At 72.2% G+C, this 25609-nt stretch carries 27 protein-coding genes; 18 read left to right on the forward strand and 9 right to left on the reverse strand.

Features of this window, described 5'->3' with window-relative positions:
* The first annotated feature begins 43 nt into the window (after nt 1-43).
* The 3 genes from OG276_RS28520 to OG276_RS28530 all read left to right on the forward strand — a co-directional run bounded on the left by OG276_RS28520 (nt 44) and on the right by OG276_RS28530 (nt 3392).
* Nucleotides 44-1249, forward strand: a complete 1206-nt coding sequence (locus tag OG276_RS28520) for a sensor histidine kinase (RefSeq protein ID WP_266909547.1) — start codon at nt 44-46, stop codon at nt 1247-1249.
* A 127-nt stretch (nt 1250-1376) separates the two neighbouring features.
* Nucleotides 1377-1580 carry a cold-shock protein gene (locus tag OG276_RS28525; protein WP_112447913.1) on the forward strand — a complete coding sequence of 68 codons (204 nt, stop codon included), beginning with the start codon at nt 1377-1379 and terminating at the stop codon, nt 1578-1580.
* Between the two features lie 120 nt (nt 1581-1700).
* Nucleotides 1701-3392, forward strand: coding sequence for a DEAD/DEAH box helicase (locus OG276_RS28530; protein ID WP_266909548.1), 1692 nt, complete (start codon nt 1701-1703; stop codon nt 3390-3392).
* An 86-nt stretch (nt 3393-3478) separates the two neighbouring features.
* Here the strand turns inward: OG276_RS28530 and OG276_RS28535 are convergent, their stop codons facing one another.
* Genes OG276_RS28535 through OG276_RS28555 form a run of 5 tightly spaced genes read right to left on the reverse strand, consistent with a single transcriptional unit; the run spans nt 3479 to nt 7930 of the window.
* Complete coding sequence (locus OG276_RS28535; RefSeq protein ID WP_266909549.1) at nt 3479-4411, reverse strand: tyrosine-protein phosphatase; 933 nt, start codon at nt 4409-4411, stop codon at nt 3479-3481.
* A 31-nt stretch (nt 4412-4442) separates the two neighbouring features.
* Nucleotides 4443-5549, reverse strand: coding sequence for a nitronate monooxygenase family protein (locus tag OG276_RS28540; protein ID WP_266909550.1), 1107 nt, complete (start codon nt 5547-5549; stop codon nt 4443-4445).
* 4 nt (nt 5550-5553) lie between these two features.
* Entirely contained in the window at nt 5554-6306 is a 753-nt protein-coding gene (locus OG276_RS28545) for a CoA-transferase subunit beta (RefSeq protein ID WP_266909551.1), read from the reverse strand.
* A complete protein-coding gene (locus OG276_RS28550) occupies nt 6303-7154 on the reverse strand; it encodes a CoA transferase subunit A (protein ID WP_266909552.1) in 852 nt (283 codons plus the stop codon). The genes OG276_RS28545 and OG276_RS28550 overlap by 4 nt, the downstream gene beginning before the upstream one ends.
* Complete coding sequence (locus tag OG276_RS28555; protein ID WP_266909553.1) at nt 7151-7930, reverse strand: enoyl-CoA hydratase family protein; 780 nt, start codon at nt 7928-7930, stop codon at nt 7151-7153. The genes OG276_RS28550 and OG276_RS28555 overlap by 4 nt, the downstream gene beginning before the upstream one ends.
* Nucleotides 7931-7986: 56 nt before the next feature.
* Between OG276_RS28555 and OG276_RS28560 the strand changes: the two genes are divergently transcribed.
* Together OG276_RS28560 and OG276_RS28565 are read left to right on the forward strand one after the other, a co-directional pair.
* A complete protein-coding gene (locus OG276_RS28560) occupies nt 7987-8751 on the forward strand; it encodes an SDR family oxidoreductase (RefSeq protein ID WP_266909554.1) in 765 nt (254 codons plus the stop codon).
* 1 nt (nt 8752) lies between these two features.
* The gene (locus OG276_RS28565; protein ID WP_266909555.1) at nt 8753-9661 is read left to right on the forward strand and encodes an SDR family oxidoreductase; all 909 of its coding nucleotides are present in this window, start codon (nt 8753-8755) and stop codon (nt 9659-9661) included.
* A 153-nt stretch (nt 9662-9814) separates the two neighbouring features.
* On the opposite strand, the gene OG276_RS28570 is transcribed toward OG276_RS28565, so the two are convergent.
* Nucleotides 9815-10492, reverse strand: coding sequence for a hypothetical protein (locus OG276_RS28570; protein ID WP_266909556.1), 678 nt, complete (start codon nt 10490-10492; stop codon nt 9815-9817).
* Nucleotides 10493-10749: 257 nt separating this feature from the next.
* Here OG276_RS28570 and OG276_RS28575 point away from each other — a divergent pair, with 257 nt between their 5' ends.
* The 6 genes from OG276_RS28575 to OG276_RS28600 are packed head-to-tail and all read left to right on the forward strand — an operon-like array spanning nt 10750 to nt 15989.
* The gene (locus OG276_RS28575) at nt 10750-11532 is read left to right on the forward strand and encodes a 2-keto-4-pentenoate hydratase (RefSeq protein ID WP_266909557.1); all 783 of its coding nucleotides are present in this window, start codon (nt 10750-10752) and stop codon (nt 11530-11532) included.
* A gap of 15 nt (nt 11533-11547) precedes the next feature.
* The gene (locus tag OG276_RS28580) at nt 11548-12450 is read left to right on the forward strand and encodes an acetaldehyde dehydrogenase (acetylating) (RefSeq protein WP_266909558.1); all 903 of its coding nucleotides are present in this window, start codon (nt 11548-11550) and stop codon (nt 12448-12450) included.
* The gene (gene dmpG / locus OG276_RS28585) at nt 12447-13484 is read left to right on the forward strand and encodes a 4-hydroxy-2-oxovalerate aldolase (RefSeq protein WP_266909559.1); all 1038 of its coding nucleotides are present in this window, start codon (nt 12447-12449) and stop codon (nt 13482-13484) included. Before OG276_RS28580 ends, dmpG begins: the two co-directional genes overlap by 4 nt.
* A gap of 51 nt (nt 13485-13535) precedes the next feature.
* Nucleotides 13536-14675, forward strand: a complete 1140-nt coding sequence (locus OG276_RS28590; protein WP_266909560.1) for a Rieske 2Fe-2S domain-containing protein — start codon at nt 13536-13538, stop codon at nt 14673-14675.
* Entirely contained in the window at nt 14675-14905 is a 231-nt protein-coding gene (locus OG276_RS28595; protein ID WP_266909561.1) for a hypothetical protein, read from the forward strand. Before OG276_RS28590 ends, OG276_RS28595 begins: the two co-directional genes overlap by 1 nt.
* Nucleotides 14898-15989: a ferredoxin--NADP reductase gene (locus OG276_RS28600; RefSeq protein WP_266909562.1), complete on the forward strand. Its 1092-nt coding sequence runs from the start codon at nt 14898-14900 to the stop codon at nt 15987-15989. The genes OG276_RS28595 and OG276_RS28600 overlap by 8 nt, the downstream gene beginning before the upstream one ends.
* A 143-nt stretch (nt 15990-16132) precedes the next feature.
* On the opposite strand, the gene OG276_RS28605 is transcribed toward OG276_RS28600, so the two are convergent.
* On the reverse strand, nt 16133-17026 hold the full coding sequence (locus tag OG276_RS28605; RefSeq protein ID WP_266909563.1) for an IclR family transcriptional regulator: 894 nt from the start codon (nt 17024-17026) through the stop codon (nt 16133-16135).
* A gap of 244 nt (nt 17027-17270) precedes the next feature.
* On the opposite strand from OG276_RS28605, the gene hsaA reads away from it, so the two are divergent.
* From hsaA to OG276_RS28630, 5 genes are all read left to right on the forward strand, one after another.
* Nucleotides 17271-18440 (forward strand): 3-hydroxy-9,10-secoandrosta-1,3,5(10)-triene-9,17-dione monooxygenase oxygenase subunit, encoded by a 1170-nt coding sequence (gene hsaA, locus OG276_RS28610; protein ID WP_266909564.1) that lies wholly within the window; start codon nt 17271-17273, stop codon nt 18438-18440.
* On the forward strand, nt 18437-19306 hold the full coding sequence (hsaD, locus tag OG276_RS28615) for a 4,5:9,10-diseco-3-hydroxy-5,9,17-trioxoandrosta-1(10),2-diene-4-oate hydrolase (RefSeq protein WP_266909565.1): 870 nt from the start codon (nt 18437-18439) through the stop codon (nt 19304-19306). Before hsaA ends, hsaD begins: the two co-directional genes overlap by 4 nt.
* A gap of 76 nt (nt 19307-19382) precedes the next feature.
* Complete coding sequence (locus OG276_RS28620; protein ID WP_266909566.1) at nt 19383-20288, forward strand: VOC family protein; 906 nt, start codon at nt 19383-19385, stop codon at nt 20286-20288.
* Complete coding sequence (locus OG276_RS28625) at nt 20276-20785, forward strand: flavin reductase family protein (protein WP_266909567.1); 510 nt, start codon at nt 20276-20278, stop codon at nt 20783-20785. The genes OG276_RS28620 and OG276_RS28625 overlap by 13 nt, the downstream gene beginning before the upstream one ends.
* Nucleotides 20782-22509, forward strand: coding sequence for an FAD-dependent oxidoreductase (locus tag OG276_RS28630; protein ID WP_266909568.1), 1728 nt, complete (start codon nt 20782-20784; stop codon nt 22507-22509). The genes OG276_RS28625 and OG276_RS28630 overlap by 4 nt, the downstream gene beginning before the upstream one ends.
* On the opposite strand, the gene OG276_RS28635 is transcribed toward OG276_RS28630, so the two are convergent.
* Nucleotides 22506-23150: an HAD family acid phosphatase gene (locus OG276_RS28635; protein WP_266909569.1), complete on the reverse strand. Its 645-nt coding sequence runs from the start codon at nt 23148-23150 to the stop codon at nt 22506-22508. The two genes, OG276_RS28630 and OG276_RS28635, sit on opposite strands and share 4 nt — an antisense overlap.
* 258 nt (nt 23151-23408) lie before the next feature.
* Here OG276_RS28635 and OG276_RS28640 point away from each other — a divergent pair, with 258 nt between their 5' ends.
* A complete protein-coding gene (locus OG276_RS28640; protein WP_266909570.1) occupies nt 23409-23621 on the forward strand; it encodes a hypothetical protein in 213 nt (70 codons plus the stop codon).
* 4 nt (nt 23622-23625) lie between these two features.
* Here OG276_RS28640 and OG276_RS28645 read toward each other — a convergent pair whose 3' ends face one another.
* Nucleotides 23626-24519 carry a hypothetical protein gene (locus tag OG276_RS28645; RefSeq protein ID WP_266909571.1) on the reverse strand — a complete coding sequence of 298 codons (894 nt, stop codon included), beginning with the start codon at nt 24517-24519 and terminating at the stop codon, nt 23626-23628.
* A gap of 152 nt (nt 24520-24671) precedes the next feature.
* Here OG276_RS28645 and OG276_RS28650 point away from each other — a divergent pair, with 152 nt between their 5' ends.
* Nucleotides 24672-25445 (forward strand): serine protease, encoded by a 774-nt coding sequence (locus tag OG276_RS28650; protein WP_266913186.1) that lies wholly within the window; start codon nt 24672-24674, stop codon nt 25443-25445.
* The last annotated feature ends 164 nt before the right edge of the window (nt 25446-25609 follow it).

The following is a 25609-nucleotide window of genomic DNA, read 5'->3' on the forward strand; positions in this document are numbered from 1 at the left end:
ATGCTCTGCGCACTTTTGTGCGCCGACGGGGGGTGGTGGAGTCATGCAGGCCGTGCCCGGTCGCGCCGGACAGCTGCTGGAACGGGGTCTGCGGACCCTGACCGGGGAGAGCGGCGGGGCGCCGGACCCCGTGCGCGCCCGCCGCACCGACCTCTGGCTCGCGCTGCTCTGCGGACTGCTCACCACCCTCAACCTCCACGACGTCCACCGCTTCGGCCTCGTCACCGACTACCCCACGAGCCTGGCCGCCGGCTGGCTCGCGGCGCTCTCCCTGCTCTGGCGCCGCTCCCACCCGTGGATCCCGGCCCTCGCGGCCACCGCCGCCACCGTCATATCCGACGACCGCGGCCCCCTCGTCTTCGCCGCCTACGCCCTGGCCGCGTACGGCCGCACCCACCGCTGGGGCGGGATCCTGCTCATGGCCGTCGCCTACGCCGCCACCCGGGACCTGTTCCTGCCGCTCGGCTACGCAGGGCGCGACCCCGCCTCCTTCGTCCTCGGCTCCATCCTCGTGCCCGCCCTCTACGGGGAGACCGTGCGCCGCAACCGGCACGTCATGACCGCGCTGCGCGAGCGGGCCCGCCAGGCCCACGCCGCCGTGGACCAGGCCGCCGACCTGGCCGTCGTCCAGGAACGCACCCGTTTGGCCCAGCGCACCCACGACGGGCTCGGCCACCGCCTCACCGCCCTCACGATGCAGGCCGCCGCCCTGCGCCTGGACGCGGAGGCCGATCCCCGGGTCCGCGAGGCCGCCGGCGCCGTGGAGGAATCGGCGCGGGCCGCGATGGCCGAGGTCAGGGAGGTGCTGGACATGCTGACCGACCCCGCGGGCAGCCGTGCGTACACCTCGCCCGTGGACGTGGGCCGCTTCCTCGGCTCCCTGGCCCGGAACATGCGGGCCACCGGCATGGAGATCACCCACCACACGCAGCCGGGCCTGGGGCCCTTCCCGGCGGCCGACGGGCGCCTCCTGCTGCGGATCGCCCGCGAGGGGCTCACCAATGCGGCGAAGTACGCCCCCGGCTCCGCCGTTCGGATGAATCTTTACGCCGAGGAGGGGGAGGTTCGCCTCGATGTGGTCAACACCGCCCCGGAGGGGGAACGGATCGTCCTCGACTCCGGCGGCATGGGCATTCCGGGGCTCCGCCGCGCCCTCACGGAGGTGGGCGGGAAGCTGCGCGCCGGACCCACTCGCGACGGAGGTCACAGGCTCGCGGCGACACTCCCCGACCGACGTGTGCTAGCTTAGAGCTCGTTGCAGTTGTGGTACCCATGAACTTTATGTGCGCCTGACGGGAATGCTCCGACAGGCGCTTTTATTGTTTTGCCGGAATCTCCGGATGGGGCCCTTTGCCGCCTATTCAGGAGATTCAAAAATGGCACTTGGCACCGTGAAGTGGTTCAACTCGGAAAAGGGCTTCGGCTTCATCGAGCAGGACGGTGGCGGCCCGGACGTCTTCGCCCACTACTCGAACATCGCCACCCAGGGCTTCCGTGAGCTCAACGAGGGCCAGCGCGTGTCCTTCGACGTCACCCAGGGCCAGAAGGGCCCCCAGGCGGAGAACATCCTCCCCGCCTAAGGCAGTCAGCACGCCGGGGTCCGCACCGAGTAGGTGCGGGCCCCGGCTTGTCTGCTGTTTCGAACCATTTGTTTGCAGTGCTTTGTGTAGTACCTGCCGGTTTCAGGAGGGCTTTCTCGCATGACCAGCTCCAGCTCCGCACGACCCAGCCGCCGCCCCACCCGGGGTCGAGGTGCGGCTCAGGGACGTCCGAAGGCTGGCGCGGGACGGCAGAAGTCCGCCCCCGTAGCCAGGCCCCAAGAATTCACCATGCCCGAACCGCTGACCCCGGCCCTGCCGCCGGTGGACTCGTTCGGCGACATGGACATGCCCGAGGCGCTGCTGAAGACCCTCGCCGCCCAGGGTGTGACCGAGCCGTTCCCGATCCAGGCCGCGACCCTGCCGAACTCCCTCGTCGGCCGTGACCTGCTCGGCCGCGGCCGTACCGGCTCCGGCAAGACGCTGGCCTTCGGCCTGGCCCTGCTGGCCCGCACCGCCGGCCGCCGCGCACAGCCGAAGCAGCCGCTCGCACTGGTCCTCGTACCGACCCGTGAGCTCGCGCAGCAGGTGACCGACGCGATGTCCCCGTACGCCACGTCCGTCAACCTGCGGATCACGACCGTCGTCGGCGGCATGTCGATCAACCGGCAGTCCGGCGCCCTGCGCCGCGGCGCCGAGGTGCTCGTCGCCACCCCCGGCCGCCTGAAGGACCTCATCGACCGCGGTGACGCCGACCTCTCCCAGGTCTCCATCACGGTCCTCGACGAGGCCGACCAGATGACCGACATGGGCTTCATGCCGCAGGTCACCGCCCTGCTCAAGCAGGTCCGGCCCGACGGGCAGACCATGCTGTTCTCGGCGACCCTCGACAAGAACATCGACAAGCTCGTCAAGATGTTCCTGACCGACCCGGTCGCCTTCTCCGTCGACCCGTCCGCCGGTGCGGTCAGCACGATGGAGCACCACGTCCTGTACGTCATGGACGAGACCGACAAGAAGGCCGTGGCCACGCGCATAGCCGCTCGCGACGGCCGGGTGATCATGTTCGTCGACACCAAGCGCGGAGTCGACCGCATGGTCAAGAAGCTCCTCGCCGACGGCGTCCGCGCCTCCGGCCTGCACGGCGGCCGCTCGCAGCCGCAGCGCAACCGGACCCTCGACTGGTTCAAGACGGGCGAGGTCACCGCGCTGGTCGCCACCAACGTGGCCGCGCGAGGCATCCACATCGACGACCTCGACCTCGTCGTCAACGTGGACCCGCCGACCGACCACAAGGACTACCTGCACCGCGGCGGCCGTACCGCCCGTGCCGGCGAGTCCGGCAGCGTCGTCACCCTGGTCCTGCCCGACCAGAAGCGCGACATGACCCGCCTGATGTCGGACGCCGGGATCTCCCCGCACACCGCGCAGATCAAGTCCTCCGACGAGGAGCTCGCGCGCATCACCGGCGCCAAGGAGCCCTCGGGCATCCCGGTCGTCATGGACGTGCCGCAGGCGACCCCGCCGCGTCAGCGTTCCGCCGGCCAGGCCGGCGGGGGCTCGGGCTCCGGCGCGCGCCGCCGCTCGGGCGGACCCCGTACGGGCTCCGGCACGGGCGCGGCTCCGGCAGCCGGGGGCGGCCGCGGCCGTCGCACCGGTGGCGGCGCCGCCGGGCAGGCTCCGGCCTCCGGCTCCGGCCAGGCCCGCCGTGGCCAGGGCGGACAGGGCGGCTCCACGGGCGGCTCCGGCGAGCGCGCCCGGCGTACCGGAGGCGCACCCTCCGGTGGTGCGGCGGCGGCTTCGGCCCGCAGCCGCGTGGGTGGCGCCGGCCAGGGCCGTCGCCGCTCCGCCTGATCCGAGAAGCGGAAGTACGTTCGAACCACTGCGCCGGGCGGCACACGCCGCCCGGCGCAGTGGTGTTTTCCGGGTCCGGCCCGTGCCTAGCGGACCATCTTCACCTGGAGCTTCGCCAGGGTCCGCAGGTCCAGGCCGAGGCCGTCGGTGAGGTAGCCGTAGAGGCTGCCGTAGTCGGCCTCCATCTGCGCGGTCGCCGCGTCCAGGTAGTCCTGGCGGACCTCCTGGAGCGGGATCAGCAGATCGGGGTTCTGCATCCGGCCCGACGCCTTGACGCCCGCCCGCACCTGGGCGTCGTACGCCGCGCGGAAGGTGTTCGAGGCCAGGTAGTCGCGCTCGGCCGTGGCCTTCGGCACGGCCAGGGCGTTCAGCAGGACGTAGCTCATCCAGCCGGTCCGGTCCTTGCCCGAGGTGCAGTGGTACAGCAGCGGGCCCTGGTTGCCGTCGGCGATCTCGCGGAGGGTGGTCGCGAACTGCGCCCGGTTCCCGGGGTTGGTCACGAACGCGCGGTACACGTCGCGCATGTACGCCTCGGCGCGGCCGCCGCCGAGCATCTGCTCCTGCTTCACGGGATCACCGCTGCCTATCGCGGACATCAGCAGCCCGTACAGGCCGTTGTCGTTGACCGGGCGTGCGGTGGAGGTCAGACCGGCGGGCAGCTTGTCGGCCCCGTCGTACTGGACCTCCATGGGGATGCGGAAATCGAGGACCTTTTTGAGGCCCAGACCGCCCACGGCTGTGATGTCCGAGGCGGTCAGCTTGCCCAGCGCGTCGGCGCGGTAGACCAGTCCCTGACGAACCTGGCCTCCCGTCCACGTGCGGTAGCCACCGAGGTCGCGGACGTTGACCGCGCCCTGGAGGGGGATCTGGCGGATCGTTTCCGCCGGCTGCGTGTGCGTGTGGTGACGCGAGGCGGAGGCGCTGTCGGCCGGCGCGGCGTACGCGGCGGCGGGCAGGGTGCCGATGGCGAGGGCGGAAGCGAGCACCGCGGTCGCCAGGCGGATTCTGGCACGGCTCATCTGGGGCAACTCCTGTAACGGAGAAGGGGAATCACCCTGGTGGTGGCAGGGTGCCGAGCGGGTGTGGGGGGAGGGGGAGAAGCTGTGGGGGCGCGAGGCCGGCCAGCCGGTCCAGCACGGCGTGGGCCTCGGCCATGACGCGGGTGACGAGCTCCGCACAGGACGGAAGATCCTCGATCACGCCCGCGACCTGGCCCGATGCCATGACACCGAGGTCCGTACGGCCCTCGACCATGGACGCCTTGAGGAGCATGGGGGTGTTCGCGGCGAGCAGCACCTGGCTCCAGGACAGGTCCTTGCCGTGTTTCATCGCGAGGCCGTCCCGGACCATCTCCGCCCAGGTCAGACCCGAAAGCTTCTTGAATCCGGCCGCGTGCCGCACCGCCTTGGCCAGCGCCTTCGCCCGCCCGGCCCGCTCCAGGGAGGCGACCAGCTCGCTGCGCAGCATCCGGTGCGGGAGCCCGTCCACGGCCGTGGTGACGGTGACGTCCTTCACGGTCGCCTTCAGGTACTCGGCCTTCACCGCGTCCGGGACCGTCGAGTCGGAGGTCAGCAGGAACCGGGTGCCCATGGCGATGCCCGCCGCCCCGTAGGCCAGCGCCGCCACCAGACCGCGGCCGTCGCTGAACCCGCCCGCCGCGATCACCGGGATGTCCACCGCGTCGACCACCTGCGGCAGCAGCACCGTCGTGGCCACGTCACCGGTGTGCCCGCCGCCCTCGCCGCCCTGCACGATCACCGCGTCCGCGCCCCACGCCGCGACCTTCTCGGCGTGCCGGCGGGCCCCGATCGAGGGGATCACGACCACGCCCGCGTCCTTGAGCCGCGCGATCAGCTCCCTGGACGGGGCCAGCGCGAAGGAGGCCACCCGTACGCCCTCGTCGATGATCAGCTGCGCCCGCTCGGCCGCGTCCCCGGCGTCCGCGCGCAGATTGACCCCGAACGGGGCGTCCGTACGGGACTTGACCTCGTGGACCGCCGACCGCAGCTGCTCCATCGTCATGGTCGCCGAGGCCAGGATCCCGAGCGCGCCCGCGTTCGCCGCCCCGGACACGAGGCGCGGACCCGCGACCCAGCCCATGCCCGTCTGCACGATCGGATGCTCGACACCGACCAGCCTGGTGAATGCCGTCTCCATCGGCTCAGACCCGCACTTCGCGGTCGCGCAGACCCTTGGGGTCGATGACCTCGCGGATCAGCCGCAGCTCCTGGGGCGTCGGCTCCCGCGTGTACGGGACCTCCGCGGGGAGGTCCAGCTCGAAGCCGGTCGCCGCCCGGACCTGCTCCACCGTGACCCCGGGGTGCAGGGAGACCAGGCGCATGGCGTGGTCGGGGCCGGAGAAGTCGAAGACGCCGAGATCGCTGACCACGCGGGGGAGCCGGTGGAAGCGGCTCACCCCGGCCGCCTCCGCGCGGTCGTAGCCCACGCCGCTCACCATGTCGACGCGCTCGACGAACACCCGGGTGGAGTGCTTGGGGATCCAGTAGCTCACCGGATTGTTCAGGGTGTTCACCGGGGCGCCGCGCACTCCGAGGAGCTGGCGGGCCGGCTGCTCCCAGTCCCCGATGCAGGAGATGTTCTGGTTGCCGAACCGGTCGATCTGGCTGGCGCCCATCATCACGTGCCGGCGGCCGCCGGTGACCATCGTCAGGTGACGGCGGTAGGGGAGCCAGCCCTCGGCCGAGCCGTCGAGCCCGACCAGCAGGGCTTCGCCGTCGGTCAGCAGCAGGTCGGGGGAGAAGGTCCGCTTCGCGAGGCGGGCCCCGAAGGAGGGCACCAGGCCCATCGGGCTGGCCAGCACCTCGCCGTTGTCCCGCCAGGCCTCGGCGCAGGCGATCACGCAGTACTCGGCGCGGGTGACCGCGGCCGTGGTCGTCGTGGAGGGCGTGCTCACTTCTGCTCCTCGTGCCAGGCCTGGACGGCCGACTGGTAGGCGTGCTCGCTGCCGCCGGAGAGGAAGCGCTCGGCGAACTCCGGCCAGGGGGTGGTCGCGTACAGCTTCTGGAAGGCCTCGTCGCGGTCGTAGTCGGGGGCGCAGGAGGTGAAGTGCGCGCCGTTCGGGGTCTCCACGACCCCGGTCACCGAGTGGCGGCTGACGAGCAGGGACTGCGGGGGCCCGGATTTGGCGAGCTCGGCGGTCTCGACGATCTGCTCGCAGGAGACGTAGGCGGCGTCGGCGGCCTCGCAGAAGAGGTCGTCGAAGTAGGGGTCCGGGCCCAGGTACTGGGCGTTGCCGAGCCGGTCGGCGCGGTTGAGGTGGACCAGGGCCGCGTCCATGCGCAGGGCGGGGACCGCCACGAACTCCTCCCCGTCGGCGTACGGGGAGGTGACGGTGCGCAGCTCGGGGTTGACGCGCATGACGTCGGAGCCGAGGCCGGCGCGGACGGGCAGGAAGGGCATCCGGTTGACGGCCGCGTGCAGGCCCCACATGAACATGGCCTCGTCGAGCTCGGTGAGGGCGAAGGCGCCGCTCTCGCGGGCGGCCCGGTAGTGCGGCTCCAGCGGGATGGAGTCGAGGGTGACGAAGGGGGTGACCAGCTTGCGGATCCGGCCGGCGGCGGCGAGCAGGCCGACGTCGGGGCCGCCGTACGAGATCACGGTGAGGTCGGTGATCTCGGAGCGGAGCAGTGCGCGCACCAGGGCCATGGGCTTGCGGCGCGAACCCCAGCCGCCGATGCCGATGGTCATTCCGCTGCCGAGGCGGCCGACCGCCTCTTCGGGGGTCATGCTCTTGTCGGTCATGCCGATTCCGCCTTTGCTCCGGTGGTTCCGGTCGGTCCGCTGCTGCCGAAGGTGTCGCGGACCCGGTCGGCCACGCCGCTGAGGTTGGCCTCGAAGGTGAAGCCCTGCTCGAAGCGGTAGCTGCGGCGCACGTCCACGGGGTCGATGCCGTTGATGGCCGCCTTGGCGAGCCGGATGAGGTACCCGTCCTTCTTCGCGATCTCGGCGGCCAGCTCCAGGGCGGCCGCCCGCAGTTCGCCCGGCGGGACCACCTTCCACACCGAGCCGTGGGCGTGCAGTTCCGCGGCGGTGGCGGTGCGCGAGGTGTAGTACAGGGTCCGCATGAGGTGCTGGGGGACGAGCCGGGCCAGGTGGGTGGCGGCCCCGAGGGCGCCCCGGTCCAGTTCCGGCAGTCCGAAGGTCGCGTCCTCGGAGGCGACGATGGCGTCGGCGTTGCCGACCAGGCCGATCCCGCCGCCGAGGCAGAAGCCGTTCACGGCCGCCACGACCGGGACCTCGCACTCGTAGACGGCGGCGAAGGCCTCGTAGCAGCCCCGGTTGGCGCCGATGAGCGAGGCGTGGCCGGTGTCGCGCTGCATCTCCTTGATGTCGACGCCGGCGTTGAAGCCGCGGCCCTCGGCGGCCAGCACCACGCACCGGACCTCCGGGTCGCGGCCGGCCGCGCGCAGGGCGTCGGCCAGGTCGTACCAGCCCTGCACGGGCAGTGCGTTGACGGGCGGGAAGTCGACTGTGACGAGTGCGATGCCCTTGTCGGGGCTTGAGGTGGAGACACCCATGAGCGGATCAGCTACCTTTCCACCAAACATTTGTTAGGTGAGGAAGGTAGCAGCCGATGGAGCTCAACGGGAGGGTTGTCGTCGTCACCGGCGGAACCCGGGGCGTCGGCGCCGGGATCGCGCGGTCGTTCCTCGCGGCGGGGGCCGAAGTCGTCGTCTGCGCGCGCCGGCCACCGGAGGAACCGGTCGCGGTCGAGGGCCGTACGGCGTCGTTCACCGCCGTCGACCTGCGCAATCCGGCCGCCGTGCAGGACTTCTTCGGCGCGGTCGCCAGGCGCCACGGGCGGCTCGACTGCCTGGTCAACAACGCCGGCGGAACCCCGTACCGGCTGCTGGGGGAGGGCGAGGCGGAGCGCCACGCACGGGTCGTCGAGCTCAACCTCATCGCCCCGATGACCGCCTCGGTCGCCGCGTACCCCTGGCTCCGGGAGACCCGGGGCTCGATCGTCATGATCGGCAGCGTCAGCGGGACCCGGCCCTCGCCGGGCACCGCGGCCTACGGGGCGGCGAAGGCGGGCCTGGAGAACCTGGCCCGCTCCATGGCCGTGGAGTGGGCCCCCGAGGTACGGGTCAACTCGCTGGTCCTGGGCATGGTGCGGACCGAGCTCTCGCACCTGCACTACGGCGACGAGAGCGGGATCGCGGCGGTCGGCGCGACCGTACCGCTGGGGCGGCTGGCGGAGCCCTCGGACGTGGGCGAGGCGGCCGTCTTCCTGGCCTCCGACCGGGCCGGGTACGTGAGCGGGGCGAGCCTGCTCGTCCACGGGGGCGGCGAGCGGCCGGCGTTTTTGGATGCGGCAACTGCGAACAAGGAGAGCTGACATGGGACTTGCCGAAGGCCGTGTGGTCATCGTGACGGGCGCCGGGCGGGGGCTGGGCCGGGCCCACGCGCTGGCCTTCGCCGAGGAAGGGGCGCGGGTCGTGGTCAACGACCTCGGCGTCGGCCTGGACGGGCTGCCCGGGCCGGAGAGCCCGGCGGCTCAGGTCGTCGCCGAGATCCGGGCCATGGGCGGGGAGGCGGTGGCGCACGGCGGCGACATCGCGACGGCACAAGGCGCGGCCTCACTGGTCGAGACGGCCGTCTCGACTTTCGGGCGGCTGGACACCCTCGTCAACAACGCGGGGTTCCTGCGCGACCGGATGCTCGTTAACCTCGACGAGGACGACTGGGACGCCGTGATGCGGGTCCACCTGAAGGGGCACTTCCTGCCGCTGAAGCACGCGGCGGCGTACTGGCGGGCCGAGGCGAAGGAGGGCCGGCAGGTCGCCGCGCGGGTCGTCAACACCTCCTCCGGGGCGGGGCTGCTCGGGTCCGTGGGCCAGGGCAACTACAGCGCGGCCAAGGCCGGGATCCTCGGGCTGACCCTGGTGTCGGCGGCGGAGATGGGCCGCTACGGGGTCCAGGTCAACGCGATCGCCCCCGCGGCGCGGACCCGGATGACCGAGCAGACCTTCGCGGACACCATGGCCGCCCCGGAAGCCGGGGCCTTCGACGCGATGGCCGCGGAGAACGTGTCCCCGCTGGTGGTGTGGCTCGGCTCCGACGCCTCCGCCGGGGTCACGGGCCGCGTCTTCGAGGCGGAGGGCGGCCGCATCACGGTCATGGAGGGCTGGCGGCCGGGGCCCACGGCCGACTGCGGAGCGCGGTGGACTCCGTCGGAGGCGGGCGAGGCGACGACGAAGCTCCTGGCGGAGTCGGAGCGGCCGCAGCCGGTGTACGGGGCGCGCTGAGACCGGGGCTGCCGAGGCCGGGGAGGGCGCTGGCTGCGGGCCCCGGCCCGCCGATCGGGCCTGTGGACCCCGGGTGGGAATCGCGGTCCGGCCCGCTCCGCGCCGACCGAGGCTGCGGGGCGGGTCGGCGCGGAGCAGGGCGGGGCCGCTGCGTCAGCGGGTGGCGGGCTTCGGCGACGGCGTCGGCGTCGGTGTGGGGGTCGGCTTCGGGGCGGGGGCGGCCGGTTCCACTACGAAGTCGTACTCGTGGATCGTCCCCGCGTGACCGCAGACGCCGTCCGCGCCGGCGTACCGGGCGAACTCGAAGGCGAAGCCGTCGCCGGCCTTCGACCGGCGGTCGGCCATGACGCGCATGCGGACGTCGGAGCGGGCGCCGGGCTTCAGGACCCCGGAGACGGTGGCGAAGTCGGACACGCGCGTGGGCGTCGGCCGCCACTTCTTCGCCGCCCGGTCGTACCACTGGACGGTGAGCCCGAGGCGCGCGGAGGGGACGCCGGCTCCCCACGCCGAGACGTCGACGTTCGCCCCGACGGCCTTCAGCGGGCTCGTGGAGACGTTCACCGTGCGGAACGTGAAGGTGGACCAGGTTCCCGCGACGAGCCGGGTGGGGAAGCCCAGCAGCTCGGTGGTGATCCGGTCGGCTTGGGTCCAGGACGTGCAGGACGCGAACGGGTCGGAGGCCGCGGGCGCCGGCACGGGCGCCGTCACGGCCGTCCGAGCGGCAACGGTGGCAGCAGCGACGGCAGCGTTGGCGGGTGTCGCGGTCAGGAGTACGGCAGGCGCCACGACGGTCGTCGCGGCCAGGGTCGCCAGGGTGCGGCGAAGGTTCATCGGTCTCTCTCTGCTGGTGGTGGCCACGGTGCCGATCCGGACGCTCCGGCGGCACCGGCGGCTCGCGCGCGGTGCGGTGGTGCGTGCGCGAGCCGTAGGCAAGACCCCGGAAGAGCCTGCGGGGTTGCCCGCGCCCCACGGATTTCCGTCCGGACGGGCCTTTCCCGGTGGCCGGGAAAACGCCCTCCCGGCGCCGGACGCGGGCCGTCTAGCCTCGCCGCACCGAACCCGCCTCCACCGCACGCAAGGACCCGCACATGCTCTCGGACCGCCACCGGCTTCAGGTCGCGCAGCAGCTGCGATCCGCCGAGCACGGGCGGACGCCCGTCGCACCGCTCGGCGCCCGCTTCCCCGGCATCGACACCGAGGACGCCTACGAGATCCAGCTCCTCAACATCCGCCACCGCCTCGCGGCCGGCGACCGCGTCACCGGGCACAAGGTCGGACTGTCGTCCCCCGTCATGCAGGCCATGATGGGCGTCGACGAACCCGACTACGGGCACCTGCTGCACTCCATGGAGCTGTACGAGGACACCCCGGTCCCCGCCGCCGCGTACTGCGCGCCGCGCGTCGAGGTCGAGGTCGGCTTCGTGCTCGGCGAGGACCTCCCCGGCGAGGGCTGCACCGTCGCCGACGTGCTGGCCGCCACCGAGCGGGTCGTCCCGGCCCTGGAGCTCATCGACAGCCGGATCGCCGACTGGCGGATCACCATCGCCGACACCATCGCCGACAACGCCTCCTCCGCCGGATACGTCATCGGTGAGGGACGCGACCCCCGCGCGCTGGACCTCAAGGCCGTCGACGCCACCTTGACCAGCGGATCCGACACCCTGGCGAGCGGCCGCAGCGACGCCGTGCTCGGCGATCCGGCCGCCTCCGTCGCCTGGCTGGCCCGCACCGTCGCCCGCTTCGGGGTCCAGCTCCGCAAGGGCCACCTGATCCTGCCCGGGTCCTGCACCCGCGCCGTGGACGTGGCCGCCGGGCGGACGTACACCGCCGACTTCACCGGGCTCGGCCCGGTGTCCCTCTCCTTCATCTGATCCATCTGAGGTGCCATGACGAACACGCCGAAAGCGACCGCCGCCATCGTCGGCTCCGGGAACATCGGGACCGACCTGCTCTACAAGCTCCTGCGCTCCCCGCACATAGAACCCCGCTGGATGATCGGCGTGGACCCCGACAGCGAGGGCCTGGCCCGCGCCCGCCGCGCCGGACTCGAAGCCTCCCACGCGGGCGTGGACTGGCTGCTGGCCCAGGACGAACTGCCGGACCTGGTCTTCGAGGCCACCTCCGCCTACGTGCACCGCTCCAACGCCCCGCGCTACGCCGAACTCGGCATCAAGGCCGTCGACCTGACCCCCGCCGCCGTCGGTCCCGCGGTCGTCCCGCCCGCGAACCTGACCGCCCACCTCGACCGGGCCAACGTCAACATGATCACCTGCGGTGGCCAGGCCACCATCCCCATGGTGTACGCCGTCTCCCGCGTGGTCCCCGTCGCCTACGCGGAGATCGTCGCCTCGGTGGCCTCCGTCTCGGCCGGCCCGGGCACCCGCGCCAACATCGACGAGTTCACCCGTACCACCTCCCGGGGCATCGAGGAGATCGGCGGCGCCGCCCGCGGCAAGGCCATCATCATCCTCAACCCCGCCGATCCACCGGTCATCATGCGCGACACCGTCTTCTGCGCGATCCCCGCCGACGCCGACCGCGAGGCCATCGCGGCCTCCGTCAAACAGGTCGCCGCGGACGTGGCCTCGTACGTACCCGGCTACCGGCTGCGCACCGAGCCGCAGTTCGACGACCCCTCCCCGCTCAACGGCGGCATGGCCCGGGTCGCGATCTTCCTGGAGGTGGAGGGCGCCGGGGACTACCTGCCGCCCTACGCCGGAAACCTCGACATCATGACCGCCGCCGCCACCAAGGTCGGCGAGGAGTTCGCGAAGGGACTGCAGGCATGACGGACCGCCCGAGCTACTCCGACACCCTCGACATCCGGATCACCGACTCCTCCCTGCGCGACGGCTCGCACGCCAAGCGCCACCAGTTCACGGGCGAGGACGTACGGTCGATCGTCTCCGCCCTCGACGGCGCGGGCGTCCCCGTCATCGAGGTCACGCACGGCGACGGACTCGGCGGGTCCTCCTTCAACTACGGCTTCTCCAAGACCCCCGAGCAGGAGCTCATCAAGATCGCCGCCGAGACGGCGCGCCAGGCGAAGATCGCCTTCCTGATGCTTCCGGGCCTCGGCGTGAAGGACGACATCCGCGCCGCCCACGCCAACGGCGGACAGATCTGCCGGATCGCCACCCACTGCACCGAGGCCGACATCTCCGTCCAGCACTTCGGGCTCGCCCGTGAGATGGGCCTGGAGACCGTCGGCTTCCTGATGATGGCCCACTCCACCACCCCCGAGAACCTGGCCCGCCAGGCCCGGATCATGGCCGACGCCGGCTGCCAGTGCGTGTACGTGGTCGACTCGGCCGGCGCCATGGTCATGGACGAGGTCACCGCCCGGGTCGCGGCGCTCGTCGCCGAGCTCGGCCCCGACGCCCAGGTCGGCTTCCACGGTCACGAGAACCTCGGCCTGGGCGTGGGCAATTCGGTCGCCGCCGTCCGCGCCGGCGCGCTGCAGATCGACGGCTCCACTCGGCGCCTCGGCGCGGGAGCCGGGAACACGCCCGTCGAGGCCTTCGCCGCCGTCTGCCGCAAGATGGGCATCCGCACCGGCATCGACGTCCTGAAGATCATCGACGCGGCCGAGGACGTGGTCCGCCCCGTCATGGACGACGAGTGCACCCTCGACCGCATGGCCCTGCTCATGGGCCACGCCGGCGTCTACTCCAGCTTCCTCAAGCACGCCTACCGGCAGGCCGAGCGCTACGGGGTCTCCGGCGCGCAGATCCTCCTGCGCGCGGGCGAACGCCGCCTCGTCGGCGGCCAGGAGGACCAGCTCATCGACATCGCGCTCGAACTCGCCGCCGAAGCCCGCTAGTCACCCCCCATCCCCGCGCAGCACACCCACAACGAAGTGGAGGGCCACCCCGTGACCGCAATCGAAGAAGAGCCCCGCGTCATCGAAGCCGCCGCCGTGCCCGCGAGGTTCGCCCGCGGCTGGCACTGCCTGGGACTCGCGGCCTCCTTCAAGGACGGAACCCCGCACGAGATCCAGGCCTTCGGGACCAAGCTCGTCGTCTTCCAGGGGGCCGACTCCGGCGAGCTGAGCGTCCTGAACGCCTACTGCCCCCACATGGGCGGCAACCTCGCCCACGGCACCGTCAAGGGCGACACCGTCGCCTGCCCCTTCCACGACTGGCGCTGGTCCGGGGACGGCCGCTGCGCCGCCATCCCCTACGCCCGCCGCGTCCCGCCCCGCGCCAGGACCCGCGCCTGGACCACCCTGGAGCAGAACGGCCAGCTCTACGTCTGGCACGACCCGGAGGGCAACCCGCCGCCGCCCGAGGTCACGATCCCCGTCATCGAGGGCTTCGGCGACCCGGAGTGGAGCGACTGGAGCTGGAACTTCCTGCGAGTCGAGAACTCCAACTGCCGGGAGATCGTCGACAACGTCGTCGACATGGCGCACTTCTACTACGTGCACTACGCCTTCCCGCACTACTTCAAGAACGTCTTCGACGGCCACGTCGCCACCCAGTACATGGAGTCCACCCCGCGCGGAGACGTGGACCTCGGCACCCTCTCCACCGGCGGCGGCCTGCGCTCGGACGCCTCGTACTACGGCCCCTCCTACATGATCGACAAGCTGTGGAGCGACATCGGCGGCGGCGTCGAACTCGAATCGGTCCTCATCAACTGCCATTACCCGATCGACGAGAACAGCTTCATGCTCATGTACGGCACCATCGTCAAGAAGCTCCCCGGCATGAGCGACGAGCAGGCCGCCGAAGCCGCCCGCCTCACCTCCGAGGGCCTCGCCGTCGGCTTCGAGCAGGACGTCGAGATCTGGAAGAACAAGACCCGCATCGACAACCCCCTCCTCACCGAGGAGGACGGCCCCGTCTACCAGCTCCGCCGCTGGTACGAGCAGTTCTACGTGGACGCCGCCGACGTCAAGGACGAGATGGTCCACCGCTTCGAGTTCGAGATCGACACCGCCCGCGCCACCGCCGCCTGGAAGGCCGAGGTCGCCGAGAACCTCGCCCGCCGCGCGGCCGGGACCCCGTGATGACCCCCGTGGTGTGCGGGGAGTGCGGCACGCAGGTGCTGTGCGAGAAGTTCAGCCCCGCCCACACCCAGGTCCAGTGGACCGACGAGGCCGCCGCGGTCTGCCCGCGCATCGCCGCCGCAGCCGGTGCGGGCCGCCCCAGCGGCCGCGTCCGCTCCTGCGAGGTCCTGCGCGCGGGCATCGAGGCCGCCGTCCTGGCGGGCCGCCTGGAGGTGCCGGCCGATGTCTGACACCGATGGTCGTACGAAGGACCGCGCCGCGGGAGTGCCCGGCCCGGCCCCGGCCGTCGCCCGGGGCGGAGCCACCAGCAGGCTGCTGGTCCGCGTCACGGACCGGATCCAGGAGACCCCCGAGGCGGTCTCCCTCGTACTCGACGCGGAACTCCCGTACCGCCCCGGACAGTTCCTCACCGTCCGGGTGCCCTCGTCGAGTGGGGCGGGCGGCGAGGCACGCTGCTACTCGCTGGCCGGCTCCCCGTACGCCGGGGACCCGCTGCGCATCACCGTGAAAAGGGTCCCCGGCGGCCTCGGATCCGGCTGGCTGTGCCAGGACGTGGGCATCGGCGACGCGCTGGAGATCCTGCCCCCCGCCGGCACCTTCACCCCGCCCGACCTGGACCGGGACCTGCTGCTCGTGGCGGGCGGCAGCGGGATCACCCCGGTGCTGTCGATCGCGAAGTCGGCGCTCGTGGCCGGCCGGGGCCACGTCGCGCTGGTGTACGCCAACCGCGACCCCGGCTCGGTGATCTTCCGCGACGAGCTGTGGGGGCTCGCCGAGGAGCACCCCGGGCGGCTCACCGTCGTGCACTGGCTGGAGACCCTCCAAGGACTGCCGACCGCCCCGCAGCTGGGCCCGCTCCTGGCCCCGTACGCGAGCCGCGAGGCCTACCTGTGCGGGCCCGCTCCGCTGATGGACGCGGCGGAGACGGCGCTGCGGGCCTCGGGCGGCCGGGGCCGGACGATCCACCGGGAGCGGTACTTCTCCCTGAGCGGGGACGTCTTCGCCCCGGCGGGCGCGCAGGACACCGCCTCCACGGGCGGCGCCACCGCCGAGGTGGAGTTCGAGGGGGCCGTGCACACCGTGGAGTGGCCCGCCGGGACCCCGCTGCTCGACGTCCTGCTCGCCGCAGGCGTCCGCGCCCCGTACTCCTGCCGCGAAGGCGCCTGCAGTGCCTGCTGCTGCCGGGTGCTGGAGGGCGAGGTCAAGATGGTCCGCAACGAGGTCCTGGCCCCCGAGGACCTGGCCGAAGGCTACGTCCTGGCCTGCCAGGCCCTGCCGCTCGGCGACCGCGTCCGCATCAGCTACGACGGCTGAACGGCTCCGCTGAACGGCTCCGCCGAACGGCACCGCCGCTGGACGATTCCGCCGACGGCCCCGACGAACGATTACGGGCCCGGCCCCCTGGCGAGGGGTCGGGCCCGTAATCGTTCACTCGTGCGTTGGGGTACCACTACCCACTACATCCACTCGCTGAACCGCAGCCACCCCATCATGTTGTCCATCGCCTGCGCCGAGACCGCCGGCTCCAGGTCCCGCGCCGGCGCCGCCGCGGCCCGCCCCGGCCGGCCCGGCCCGTACAGCTCCCGCCACACCGACCGCGCGCAGGCCAGTACCGCCGGCGCGAGACGGGCCGTCTCCCGGTCGCCCCGGCAGGAGGACACCGACACCGCGGCCACGGCCCGCCCGGCGCCCCGCAGCGGCGCGGCCACGCAGGAAATGCCCCGGAAGCTCTCCTCCCGGTCGTACGCCACCCCGCGCTCGCGGACCGCCGCCAGCTCCGAACGCAGCGCGAGCGGCCGGATCAGGGTGCGCGCGGTGCGCGGGCGCAGCCCCTGCGCGAGGACGTGTTCCACCGCGGCGGGCTCGCTGAACGCGAGGATCGCCTTGCCGGCGGCCGTGCAGTACGCGGGCATCCGGCCGCCGACCCGCGAGGGCACCGTGGTGGCCTCCGAACCGCCGATCCGCTCCAGACACACCACCTCGGCCCCGTCGAGCACCGACAGGTGCACCACCCGGCCCGTCTGCTCGTGCAGCGCGTGCAGCAGCGGCAGCGCGGCCCGGCGCAGCCGGTTGTGGTGGGAGGCGAGCGCGCCCAGCTCCAGCATGCGCATGCCCATGCGGTAGTCCCGGCCCTCACGGTCCAGCCAGCGCAACTGCACCAGCTGGTCGAGGATCCGGTGGGCGGAAGAACGTGGGATTCCGGAGCGGCGCACGACCTCGGTGAGCGACAGCCGCGGCTGTGGACCCTCGAAGGCGCCCAGCACCTTCGCGGCCTTCTCCAGCAGCGAAAGCGGTGCGAGCTCGGTCTCCGCGACCTGCTCCATGACCTGCTCCATGACCTGGTCGAGCACGAGAAAACCCCCTGCGTGAGGCGTTGGGGCGACCCTGCCACGCGCCCCCGGCCGGAGGGAAGCACCCGGAGAGGTCTATTTCATTCAGTAATACTTCAAGTAGTCGTTTCAGTGAGTTCGGAGAAGTTCCGAGGAGCTTCCCGCTCAGCGGGAACAGCTCGTTCCGCGCCCGGCACGGCCCGGCGTACGTTCCTCGCCATCGATCCCGAACACCCGAAGATCCTTGATCTGAGAAGGGGACACCATGAGTGACGAAGAGGTCCTCGCAGCGGTCCGCGCCCTCGCCCCCGCCCTCCGCGAGCGCAGCGCAGAGGCCGAAACCCTGCGCAAGGTCCCCGAGGCGAGCATCAAGGAACTCGCCGCCACCGGCTTCTTCCGGCTGCTCCAGCCGAAGGCCCACGGCGGGTACGCCGCCGACCCCGCCCTCTTCTACGCCGCCGTCAAGGACATAGCCAAGGCCTGCGGCTCCACCGGCTGGGTCGCCTCCGTCGTCGGCGTCCACCCCTGGCACGTCGCCCTCTACGACCCCCGCGCCCAGGAAGAGGTCTGGGGCCAGGACCGCGACACGCGGATCTGCTCCTCCTACGCCCCCACCGGCAAGGTCACCCCCGTCGACGGAGGCTTCACCCTCACCGGCCGCTGGCACTTCTCCTCCGGCTGCGACCACGCCGACTGGGCCCTGCTCGGCGGACTCGTCACCGACGCCGAAGGCCGCCCCGTCGACATGCGGACCTTCCTGATCCCGCGCTCCCAGTACCGCATCGACGAGGTCTGGGACACCGTCGGCCTGCGCGGCTCCGGCTCCAACGACATCGTCGTGGAGGAGGTGTTCGTCCCCGAACACCGCGCGCTGAGCTTCGGCCCCGTCACCGCCCTCCAGGTACCCGGCCACCGCCTCAACCCCGAGCCGCTCTACCGGCTCCCCTACGCCTCCGTCTTCACCACCACCATCTCCACCCCCATCGTCGGCATCGCCGAAGGCGCCTACGAGGACTACGTCACCGCGACCCGCGAACGCTTCCGCATCTCCTACGGCCAGCAGGTCGCCGAAGACCCCTTCGCACAGGTCCGCATCGCCCGCGCCGCCAGCGACATCGACGCCTCCTGGCTCCAGCTCCAGCGCAACGTCTCCGAGCTCTACGCCCTCGCCGAACGCGGCGAGGAACTCCCCACGCCGCTGCGCACCCGGGCCCGCCGCGACCAGGTCCTCGCCACCGAGCGCTGCGTCGCCGCCGTCGACCTCCTCATGGAGAACGCGGGCGGCAGCGCCATGCGCACCGGCCCCAACCCCGTCCAGCGCGCCTGGCGCGACGTCCACACCGGCCGCGGCCACGCCGCCAACGACCCGGAGCGGGCCCTGGTCCTGTTCGGGCAGGGCGCACTCGGCCTCGACATCCAGGACACCATGCTGTGAGCGCGCAGGGATTCACGTACGAGAACACCTCCCGCACCGCCAAGGCCGGCGGGATGACCCTGCACTACCACGTGGCGGGACCCGTCCAGGAGGCTGACGCCCCCGTCGTGATCATGCTGCACGGCGGCGGGCCCGGAGCCTCCGGCTGGTCCAACTTCGGCGGCAACCTGCCGCACTTCGCCGAGCACTTCCGCACCCTGCTCGTCGACCAGCCCTGCTACGGCCGCTCCGACAAGCCGGAACCCGACCGCGACTACTTCGGTTTCAGCGCGAACGCCGTCCTCGCCCTCATGGATGAACTCGGCATCGAGCGGGCGCACCTCATCGGCAACTCCCTCGGCGGAGGCACCGCCACCCGCCTCGTCCTGGACCACCCCGAACGCGTCGGCAAGCTCCTGCTCATGGGCCCCGGCGGGATCTCGCTCAACCTGTTCTCGGCCGACCCCACCGAAGGCATCAAGCGGCTCTTCGAGTTCAGCCTCGCCCCCGAGCCCACCCGCGAGCAGATGCGCACCTTCCTCACCACCCTCGCCCACGACCCGGCGATCGTCACCGACGCCCTCGTCGAGGAGCGCTACGCCCAGGCGATCGACCCCGAAGCCAGGCTCGGCAACGCCCGCATGGGCGCCTCCTTCGCGAAATGGCCCGAGGCCGCGATGCTCTGGCGCGAAGCCCACCGCATCAGCCGCCCCGTCCTGCTGACCTGGGGCCGCGAGGACCGCGTCAACCCGGTCGACGGCGCCTTCCTCGCGCTGAAGACCATCCCCGACGCCCGCCTGCACGTCTTCCCGCACTGCGGGCACTGGGCGCAGACCGAGGCCGCCGACGAGTTCAACCGCCTCGCCACGGACTTCTTCCTCCACTGATCCCAGCGCTGCTTCCCGCACCGATCCCCGTAGCGATTCCCGCACCGATCCCCGCATCCCACCGAGGAGTTCCCGCATGGACATCCGCGCACTCGGCTACCTCCGCATCGAGACCGCAGACCTCGCCGCCTGGCGCACCTACGTCCTCGACATCCTCGGCATGGCCGAAGCCGAAGGCACCACGGACACCCGCCTGAACGTCCGCATCGACGACCGCACGCACCGCTTCCAGTTCGTCGCCGGCGCCCAGGACCGGCTGCTCGCCGCCGGATTCGAAGTGGCGAACGCCCGCGCCCTCGAAGACGCCGCCGCCGAACTGGAGGCCGCCGGCCACCCCGTCAAGCAGGGCGACGCCGAGACCCTCGCCGACCGCCGCGTCCAGGGCCTCGTCCACTGCGAGGACCCCAGCGGCAACCCCCTGGAGATCTACTGGGGCCAGGCCCAGGACCACACCCCGCTCGCAGCCCGGTACGGCAACCGTTTCGTCACCGGTGGCCGCGAGGGCGGCCTCGGCCTCGGCCACGTCGTCCTGCCCGCCGCCGACACCGAGGCCACCCTGGACTTCTACGAGAACCTCCTCGGCTTCCAGCTGCGCGACTCGATGCGGCTGCCCCCGGTCGCCGTCCCCACCGGCAAGCCCGGCCGGGACTTCTACTGGATGCACTTCCTCAGCCCCAACCGCCGCCACCACAGCCTCGGGCTCTACCCCGGCGCGCTGCCGCCCGGCATCGTCCACTTCATGGTCGAGCTGGAGACCCTCGACGACGTCGGCTACTGCCTCGACCGCATGAACAAGGCGGGCATCCCCATCGCCTCCACCCTCGGCCGGCACTCCAACGACCACATGGTCTCCTTCTACGCCCAGGCCCCCGGCGGCTTCCAGGTCGAGTGCGGCTGGGACGGCCTGCTCGTCGACCCCGCCACCTGGACCGCGAAGGAGATCACCGCGGACAGCTTCTGGGGCCACCAGTGGAACGGCTGACCCCCGCGGACCCCGCCGCCGTCGACCCCGCCGCCTTCCGCGAGGTCCTCGGCGCCTTCGCCTCCGGCATCACCGTCGTCGCGGCCGTCGCGGACGACGGCCGCCCGGCCGGGCTGGCCTGCCAGTCCTTCGCCTCCCTCTCCCTCGACCCGCCGCTGGTCCTGCTCTGCGTGGGCAAGGGCTCCTCCAGCTGGCCCAAGGTGCGGGCCGCCGGCCGCTTCGGCGTCAGCATCCTCGCGGAGGAGCAGCGCGCCGTGTGCGAGGCGCTGGGCCGCCGCGGCGAGGACAAGTTCGCCGGCGTCGACTGGGAACTCTCCGTCCACGGAGCCGTCCGCGTCAGCGGCGCCCTCGCCACCGTCGACTGCGCCCTCGAAGAGGTCCACGAGGCGGGCGACCACTACCTCGTCACCGCCCGGGTCCTCGAACTCGGCGCCCGCGACGGCGGATCACCCCTCCTCTACTACCGCAGCGACTACGCCACGGGAGCCTTCGGATGACCACCGAGCACACCGCCGAACATCTCACCGAGCACCCCATCGAGCACGCCATCGAGTACGCCTACGACGTGGTGGTCGTCGGCTCCGGCGCCGCCGGATTCGCCGCCGCCGTCACCGCACGCCTGCGGGGCCTGAGCGTCCTCGTCGTGGAGAAGACCGATGTGTACGGGGGTTCCACCGCGCTGTCCGGCGGCGCGATCTGGGTCCCCGGCAACTTCCACCTCGACCGCGCCGGCCTCGCCGACACCCGCGAGAAGGCCCGCGCCTACCTCGACGCCACCGTCGGCGACCGGGTCCCGGCCGCCCGCAAGGACGCGTACCTCACCCACGGGCCGCGCATGGTCAGGGAGTTCCACGACCGCACCGAGATCCGCTTCATGTACACCCCCGGCTACTCGGACTACTTCCCCGAGGCGCAGGGCGGCATGGCGCAGGGCCGCTCCATCGAACCGTGCATCGTCGACTTCAAGCGGCTCGGCGTACTCGGCGCCTCCATGCGCCGGGCCGGACTGCCCACGTACGGGCTGACCATGACCTCGTACGACTTCCGCTTCCTGAACATGGTCAGCCGGACCTGGGCGGGCAAGAAGACCTCCGTCAAGGTGGGCCTGCGCGCGGTCAAGGCGCTGGCCACCGGCCGCAAGCTGCTCTCCCTCGGCGAGGCGCTCATCGCCCGGATGCGGCTCTCCCTGGACGCGCTCGGCGGCGAACTGTGGCTGTCGGCGCCCCTGACCGGCCTGGTCACGGACCCGGCCGGCCGGGTGACGGGCGTACGGGTCCTGCGCGCCGGGCGCGAGGTGACCGTAGCGGCGCGGGGCGGGGTGGTGCTGGCCTCGGGCGGGTTCTCGCACGACCAGGCACTGCGCGAGAAGCACCTGCCCGCGCCCACCTCCACGGTCTGGACGCACGCCTCGGAGGGCCAGACCGGCGACGCCCTGAAGCTCGGTGAGGAACTGGGGGCCGCCACCGATCTGCTGGACAAGGTCTGGGGCGCGCCGTCGGTGTGCCCGCCGGGGGAGAAGCCCTTCTTCCTCGTCGCCGACCGGGGCATCCCCGGCATGGTCATCGTCAACGAAGCGGGGGAGCGCTACGCCAACGAGGCCCTGCCGTACCACGCGTTCGTGGACCGGATGTACGCCGCCGACCGGCCCGACGCCAGGACGGTGCCGTCCTGGCTGATCCTGGACGCCCGCTCCAAGGCCCGGTACATCTTCGCCGGACTCTTCCCCGGCCAGCCCTTCCCCAAGAAGTGGCTGGAGAGCGGCTTCCTGAAGAAGGCCGACACCGTGGAGGAACTGGCCCGGCAGATCGCCGCCCCCGGCCTGCCCGCCGCGATCAGCCGCTTCAACTCCTTCGCGGAGGCGGGCACCGACAAGGACTTCGGGCGGGGCGAGAGCGTCTACGACCGCTACTACGGCGACCCGACGCTGCCCAACCCGAACCTGGCGCCGATCGAGAAGGGCCCCTTCTACGCGGTCCCCGTCCATCCCGGGGACATCGGCACCAAGGGCGGCCTCGTCACCGACACCGACGGCCGGGTGCTCCGCGAGGACTCCACGCCGATCCCGGGGCTCTACGCCTCCGGCAACTGCTCGGCGGCGGTGATGGGGGAGACCTACCCGGGGCCGGGCGCGACGATCGGCCCCGCCATGGCCTTCGGCTGGGCCGCCGTCAACGCGATCGCCGCCGGGCCGGAGCAGGGCGCCTCGGCCGTCTCGGACTAGGAGAGCTTGCCGCCGTAGTCCGGCAGCTTGACGGTGCGCTCGGCGTGGCCGCCGACCAGGTCGCTCTGGTTGTTGCCGATGTTGGCGATGATCGTGTAGCCGCGCGCCTCGATCTCGGCCCGCTTGGCCGTCTTGTAGGCGCTGACCTCGCCGAACAGGGCGGGCAGATCGCGGACGTACAGGCCCGAGACCGGGTAGCCGACCGCCTTGAGGTTGCGCTCGGTGAGGGAGTAGACGATCCCCGGGCGGGCGGTGACGAAGAAGATGGCGACCCCGCGGTCGCTCGCGTACCGGGTCAGGTCGCGGACCTGGGCGATCGCGGGGGTCGGGGAGGTCCAGAACCAGTGGAAGTCCGTCTCCAGCGAGGAGTTGTCGATGTCGAGGACGATCGCCGGCTTCTCGCCGGCCGGCGAGGCGGCGATGCGCTGCTCGATCCCGGGGCGGGCCGCGTCGATGACGGTGGACACGTCGCGCTGCCAGCCGGCGTAGTCGATCCCGAGGAACACGGCGTTGCCGCCGGGGGCGGAGGCGGTGACGGCGGAGGGGGCCGCCTGGGCCGAGGTGGCGGGAACCAGGGCCAGTACGGCGGCTGCGGCAATGGCCACCGCGGCGGCCGTGGTACGGGTGCGGGTGCTGCGCATGGGGGACGCTCCTCGATCACGTATTGGCATGTACGTGATCAGGTTGGGGATCATCCGCCGTCATGTCTACTGGCCGGTAAGTAACTTTTCATGGCCGCGCGGTGAACCTCCGTCACGCATCGCCCGCGACGCGTCCCGCATCGCGCCGGGTGTCGCGGTCCGGCATCGTGCGGCACGGCCCGCAGCGGGCCCGGAGGGGTGTGCGCGTCGCCGGCGGAGGGAGGTGTTCCGACCTTGCGTGCCGGGCAGAGCGCCCGTATGAGCGAAGGCGTCATTGCCCTGATCGTCGTGTTCGGGACCATCGTCATCTGGAGCGTGATCTACGTCGTGGCCCACCGCTCGACCTATAACGGTCAGAGTTACGGGACGGTCAGCCGCAGGAGCAACAGTGACAGCGGGGGTGGTGACGCGGGCTGCGGCGGGGGAGCGGGCTGTGGCGGCGACTCCGGGGGCTGTGGCGGCGGCGACTGACCGCTCAGGTGTCGCAGTCCAGCACCGTGCGGCACAGTCCGCAGCGCGCCCGGAGGGGGCCTCGGCCCGCGGGCAGTCGCAGTCGCTGTCCGCACACCGGGCACGGGAAGCTCACGCGCAGCCGGCCCGCGTGCTCCTCGAAGCCGTACGGGGCCCCGGGCGGGGCGGCCCCGCTCCGGCGGGCCGCCGCGTACCGCAGCCGCTCCGCCCGGCGCGCGGCCGCGAGGGGGGCCCGGCGCAGGTCCCGGTCTGCCTGGGCGCGGCCGCGCACGTACGCCTCGTAGGCCTGCGGACTGGTGAACCACGCGGAGAGGTCCTCGCCGCCGAGGAAGCGGCCGCGTCTGGCGAGCACGTAGCCGAACTCCTCCGGGGTGAGGTAGCCGAGCTTCTGGTGGGTGAGCTCGTCCTCCCGGTAGGCGTCGAGCAGCAGCCAGCCGGGGCCCAGGTAGGCGGCGGCGGTGTCGGTGAGGATCTCGTTGTCGACGGTCGCGGGGAAGCGCAGGTCCAGGCGGTGCAGCAGCACGTGCGCGACCTCGTGGGCGAGGGCGGCGGCCAGATCGCGGCGGTGGACGCGGAAGCGGTCGTTGACCTCGACGAAGTACTCGGGCCCGGCGGTCAGTTCGACGGTCGCCGCTTCCTCCATCGGCCGGAAGCCCACGATCAGGCGCGCGTCGGGCAGCCGCAGCGCGCGGACCATCGCGGAAGCCACCCGGTGGGCGCCGAGGTGCAGGTCCTCGGAGGCGGGGAAGGCCGCGTCGGCAGGGTCGAAGGCGGTGTCGTAGGCGCGGATCCCGTCGGCGGACAGCCGCCGGAACAGCGCGGTGACGGCCGCGCGGACGGTCTCCAGATGAGGAAATCCGTGCTCGATCGGGCTGCTGCGCCGCCCGTTGTGCGTCATGGGGCCCCTCCGGCCGGAAGTTGTCCGAAAACGCGTTCTTGAAGCCCTCCGTGCGGGTGGTGTGTCATGTCCCCGTCACCCGGACGGTCCAACCCGCCCGGCCCGGGGTGACGCGCACGGCCCAACCCCCCACGAAAGGCAGTGTGTCGACTGTGTCCAGCCTCGTCACCACCCTCAAGCGCGTCCTCGCCGTCGGAGCGGTGGCCCTCGCGGCCGTCAGCCTCCAGCCCGGCACCGCAACCGCCGGCACGGCCCCCGTGGTCGGCGGAACCCGCGCCGCCCAGGGGGAGTTCCCCTTCATGGTCCGGCTCTCCATGGGCTGCGGCGGCGCCCTCTACACCCAGCAGATCGTGCTCACCGCCGCCCACTGTGTCAGCGGCTCCGGCAACAACACCTCCATCACCGCCACCGCCGGAGTCGTCGACCTCAACAGCTCCAGCGCCATCAAGGTCAAGTCCACCAAGGTCCTCCAGGCCCCCGGCTACAACGGCACGGGCAAGGACTGGGCCCTGATCAAGCTCGCGCAGCCCATCAACCTCCCCACCCTCAAGATCGCCGACACCAAGGCCTACGACAACGGCACCTTCACCGTCGCCGGCTGGGGCGCCACCCGCGAAGGCGGAGGCCAGCAGCGCTACCTGCGCAAGGCCACCGTCCCCTTCGTCTCCGACGCCTCCTGCAAGGCCTCGTACGGCAGCTCCCTCGTACCCGCCGAGGAGATCTGCGCCGGCTTCGACGCGGGCGGCGTCGACACCTGCCAGGGCGACTCCGGCGGCCCCATGTTCCGCCGGGACAACGCCAACGCCTGGATCCAGGTCGGCATCGTCAGCTGGGGCGAGGGCTGCGCCCGCCCCGACTACCCCGGCGTCTACACGGAGGTCTCCACCTTCGCGGCGGCGATCAAGAGCGCGGCCGCCACGCTCTGACCTCCCCCCGGCCCTGCTGCCCTCCGCCTTCCGGCCCCTCCGACAGGGGCCGGAAGAATGAGGCGCGATGCCCCACATGTCCGTAAGGTCGACCGCAGTACCGTGAGGCCGGAACGATGCCGTTCCGGCCTTGCGGCATGCTCCCGGCGGTCTGCTGTGCGGTT

This window comes from Streptomyces sp. NBC_00086, from assembly GCF_026343255.1.
In the GTDB taxonomy this organism is placed as follows: Bacteria; Actinomycetota; Actinomycetes; order Streptomycetales; family Streptomycetaceae; genus Streptomyces.

Excerpts from the sequence above, each read along its gene's own strand:
- OG276_RS28520 (WP_266909547.1), top strand. The coding sequence starts at position 44 with ATGCAGGCCGTGCCCGGTCGCGCCGGACAGCTGCTGGAACGGGGTCTG.
- OG276_RS28525 (WP_112447913.1), top strand. The coding sequence starts at position 1,377 with ATGGCACTTGGCACCGTGAAGTGGTTCAACTCGGAAAAGGGCTTCGGC.
- OG276_RS28530 (WP_266909548.1), top strand. The coding sequence starts at position 1,701 with ATGACCAGCTCCAGCTCCGCACGACCCAGCCGCCGCCCCACCCGGGGT.
- OG276_RS28535 (WP_266909549.1), bottom strand. The coding sequence starts at position 4,411 with ATGAGCCGTGCCAGAATCCGCCTGGCGACCGCGGTGCTCGCTTCCGCC.
- OG276_RS28540 (WP_266909550.1), bottom strand. The coding sequence starts at position 5,549 with ATGGAGACGGCATTCACCAGGCTGGTCGGTGTCGAGCATCCGATCGTG.
- OG276_RS28550 (WP_266909552.1), bottom strand. The coding sequence starts at position 7,154 with ATGACCGACAAGAGCATGACCCCCGAAGAGGCGGTCGGCCGCCTCGGC.
- OG276_RS28555 (WP_266909553.1), bottom strand. The coding sequence starts at position 7,930 with ATGGGTGTCTCCACCTCAAGCCCCGACAAGGGCATCGCACTCGTCACA.
- OG276_RS28560 (WP_266909554.1), top strand. The coding sequence starts at position 7,987 with ATGGAGCTCAACGGGAGGGTTGTCGTCGTCACCGGCGGAACCCGGGGC.
- OG276_RS28565 (WP_266909555.1), top strand. The coding sequence starts at position 8,753 with ATGGGACTTGCCGAAGGCCGTGTGGTCATCGTGACGGGCGCCGGGCGG.
- OG276_RS28570 (WP_266909556.1), bottom strand. The coding sequence starts at position 10,492 with ATGAACCTTCGCCGCACCCTGGCGACCCTGGCCGCGACGACCGTCGTG.
- OG276_RS28575 (WP_266909557.1), top strand. The coding sequence starts at position 10,750 with ATGCTCTCGGACCGCCACCGGCTTCAGGTCGCGCAGCAGCTGCGATCC.
- OG276_RS28580 (WP_266909558.1), top strand. The coding sequence starts at position 11,548 with ATGACGAACACGCCGAAAGCGACCGCCGCCATCGTCGGCTCCGGGAAC.
- dmpG (WP_266909559.1), top strand. The coding sequence starts at position 12,447 with ATGACGGACCGCCCGAGCTACTCCGACACCCTCGACATCCGGATCACC.
- OG276_RS28595 (WP_266909561.1), top strand. The coding sequence starts at position 14,675 with ATGACCCCCGTGGTGTGCGGGGAGTGCGGCACGCAGGTGCTGTGCGAG.
- OG276_RS28600 (WP_266909562.1), top strand. The coding sequence starts at position 14,898 with ATGTCTGACACCGATGGTCGTACGAAGGACCGCGCCGCGGGAGTGCCC.
- hsaA (WP_266909564.1), top strand. The coding sequence starts at position 17,271 with ATGAGTGACGAAGAGGTCCTCGCAGCGGTCCGCGCCCTCGCCCCCGCC.
- OG276_RS28620 (WP_266909566.1), top strand. The coding sequence starts at position 19,383 with ATGGACATCCGCGCACTCGGCTACCTCCGCATCGAGACCGCAGACCTC.
- OG276_RS28630 (WP_266909568.1), top strand. The coding sequence starts at position 20,782 with ATGACCACCGAGCACACCGCCGAACATCTCACCGAGCACCCCATCGAG.
- OG276_RS28635 (WP_266909569.1), bottom strand. The coding sequence starts at position 23,150 with ATGCGCAGCACCCGCACCCGTACCACGGCCGCCGCGGTGGCCATTGCC.
- OG276_RS28640 (WP_266909570.1), top strand. The coding sequence starts at position 23,409 with ATGAGCGAAGGCGTCATTGCCCTGATCGTCGTGTTCGGGACCATCGTC.
- OG276_RS28645 (WP_266909571.1), bottom strand. The coding sequence starts at position 24,519 with ATGACGCACAACGGGCGGCGCAGCAGCCCGATCGAGCACGGATTTCCT.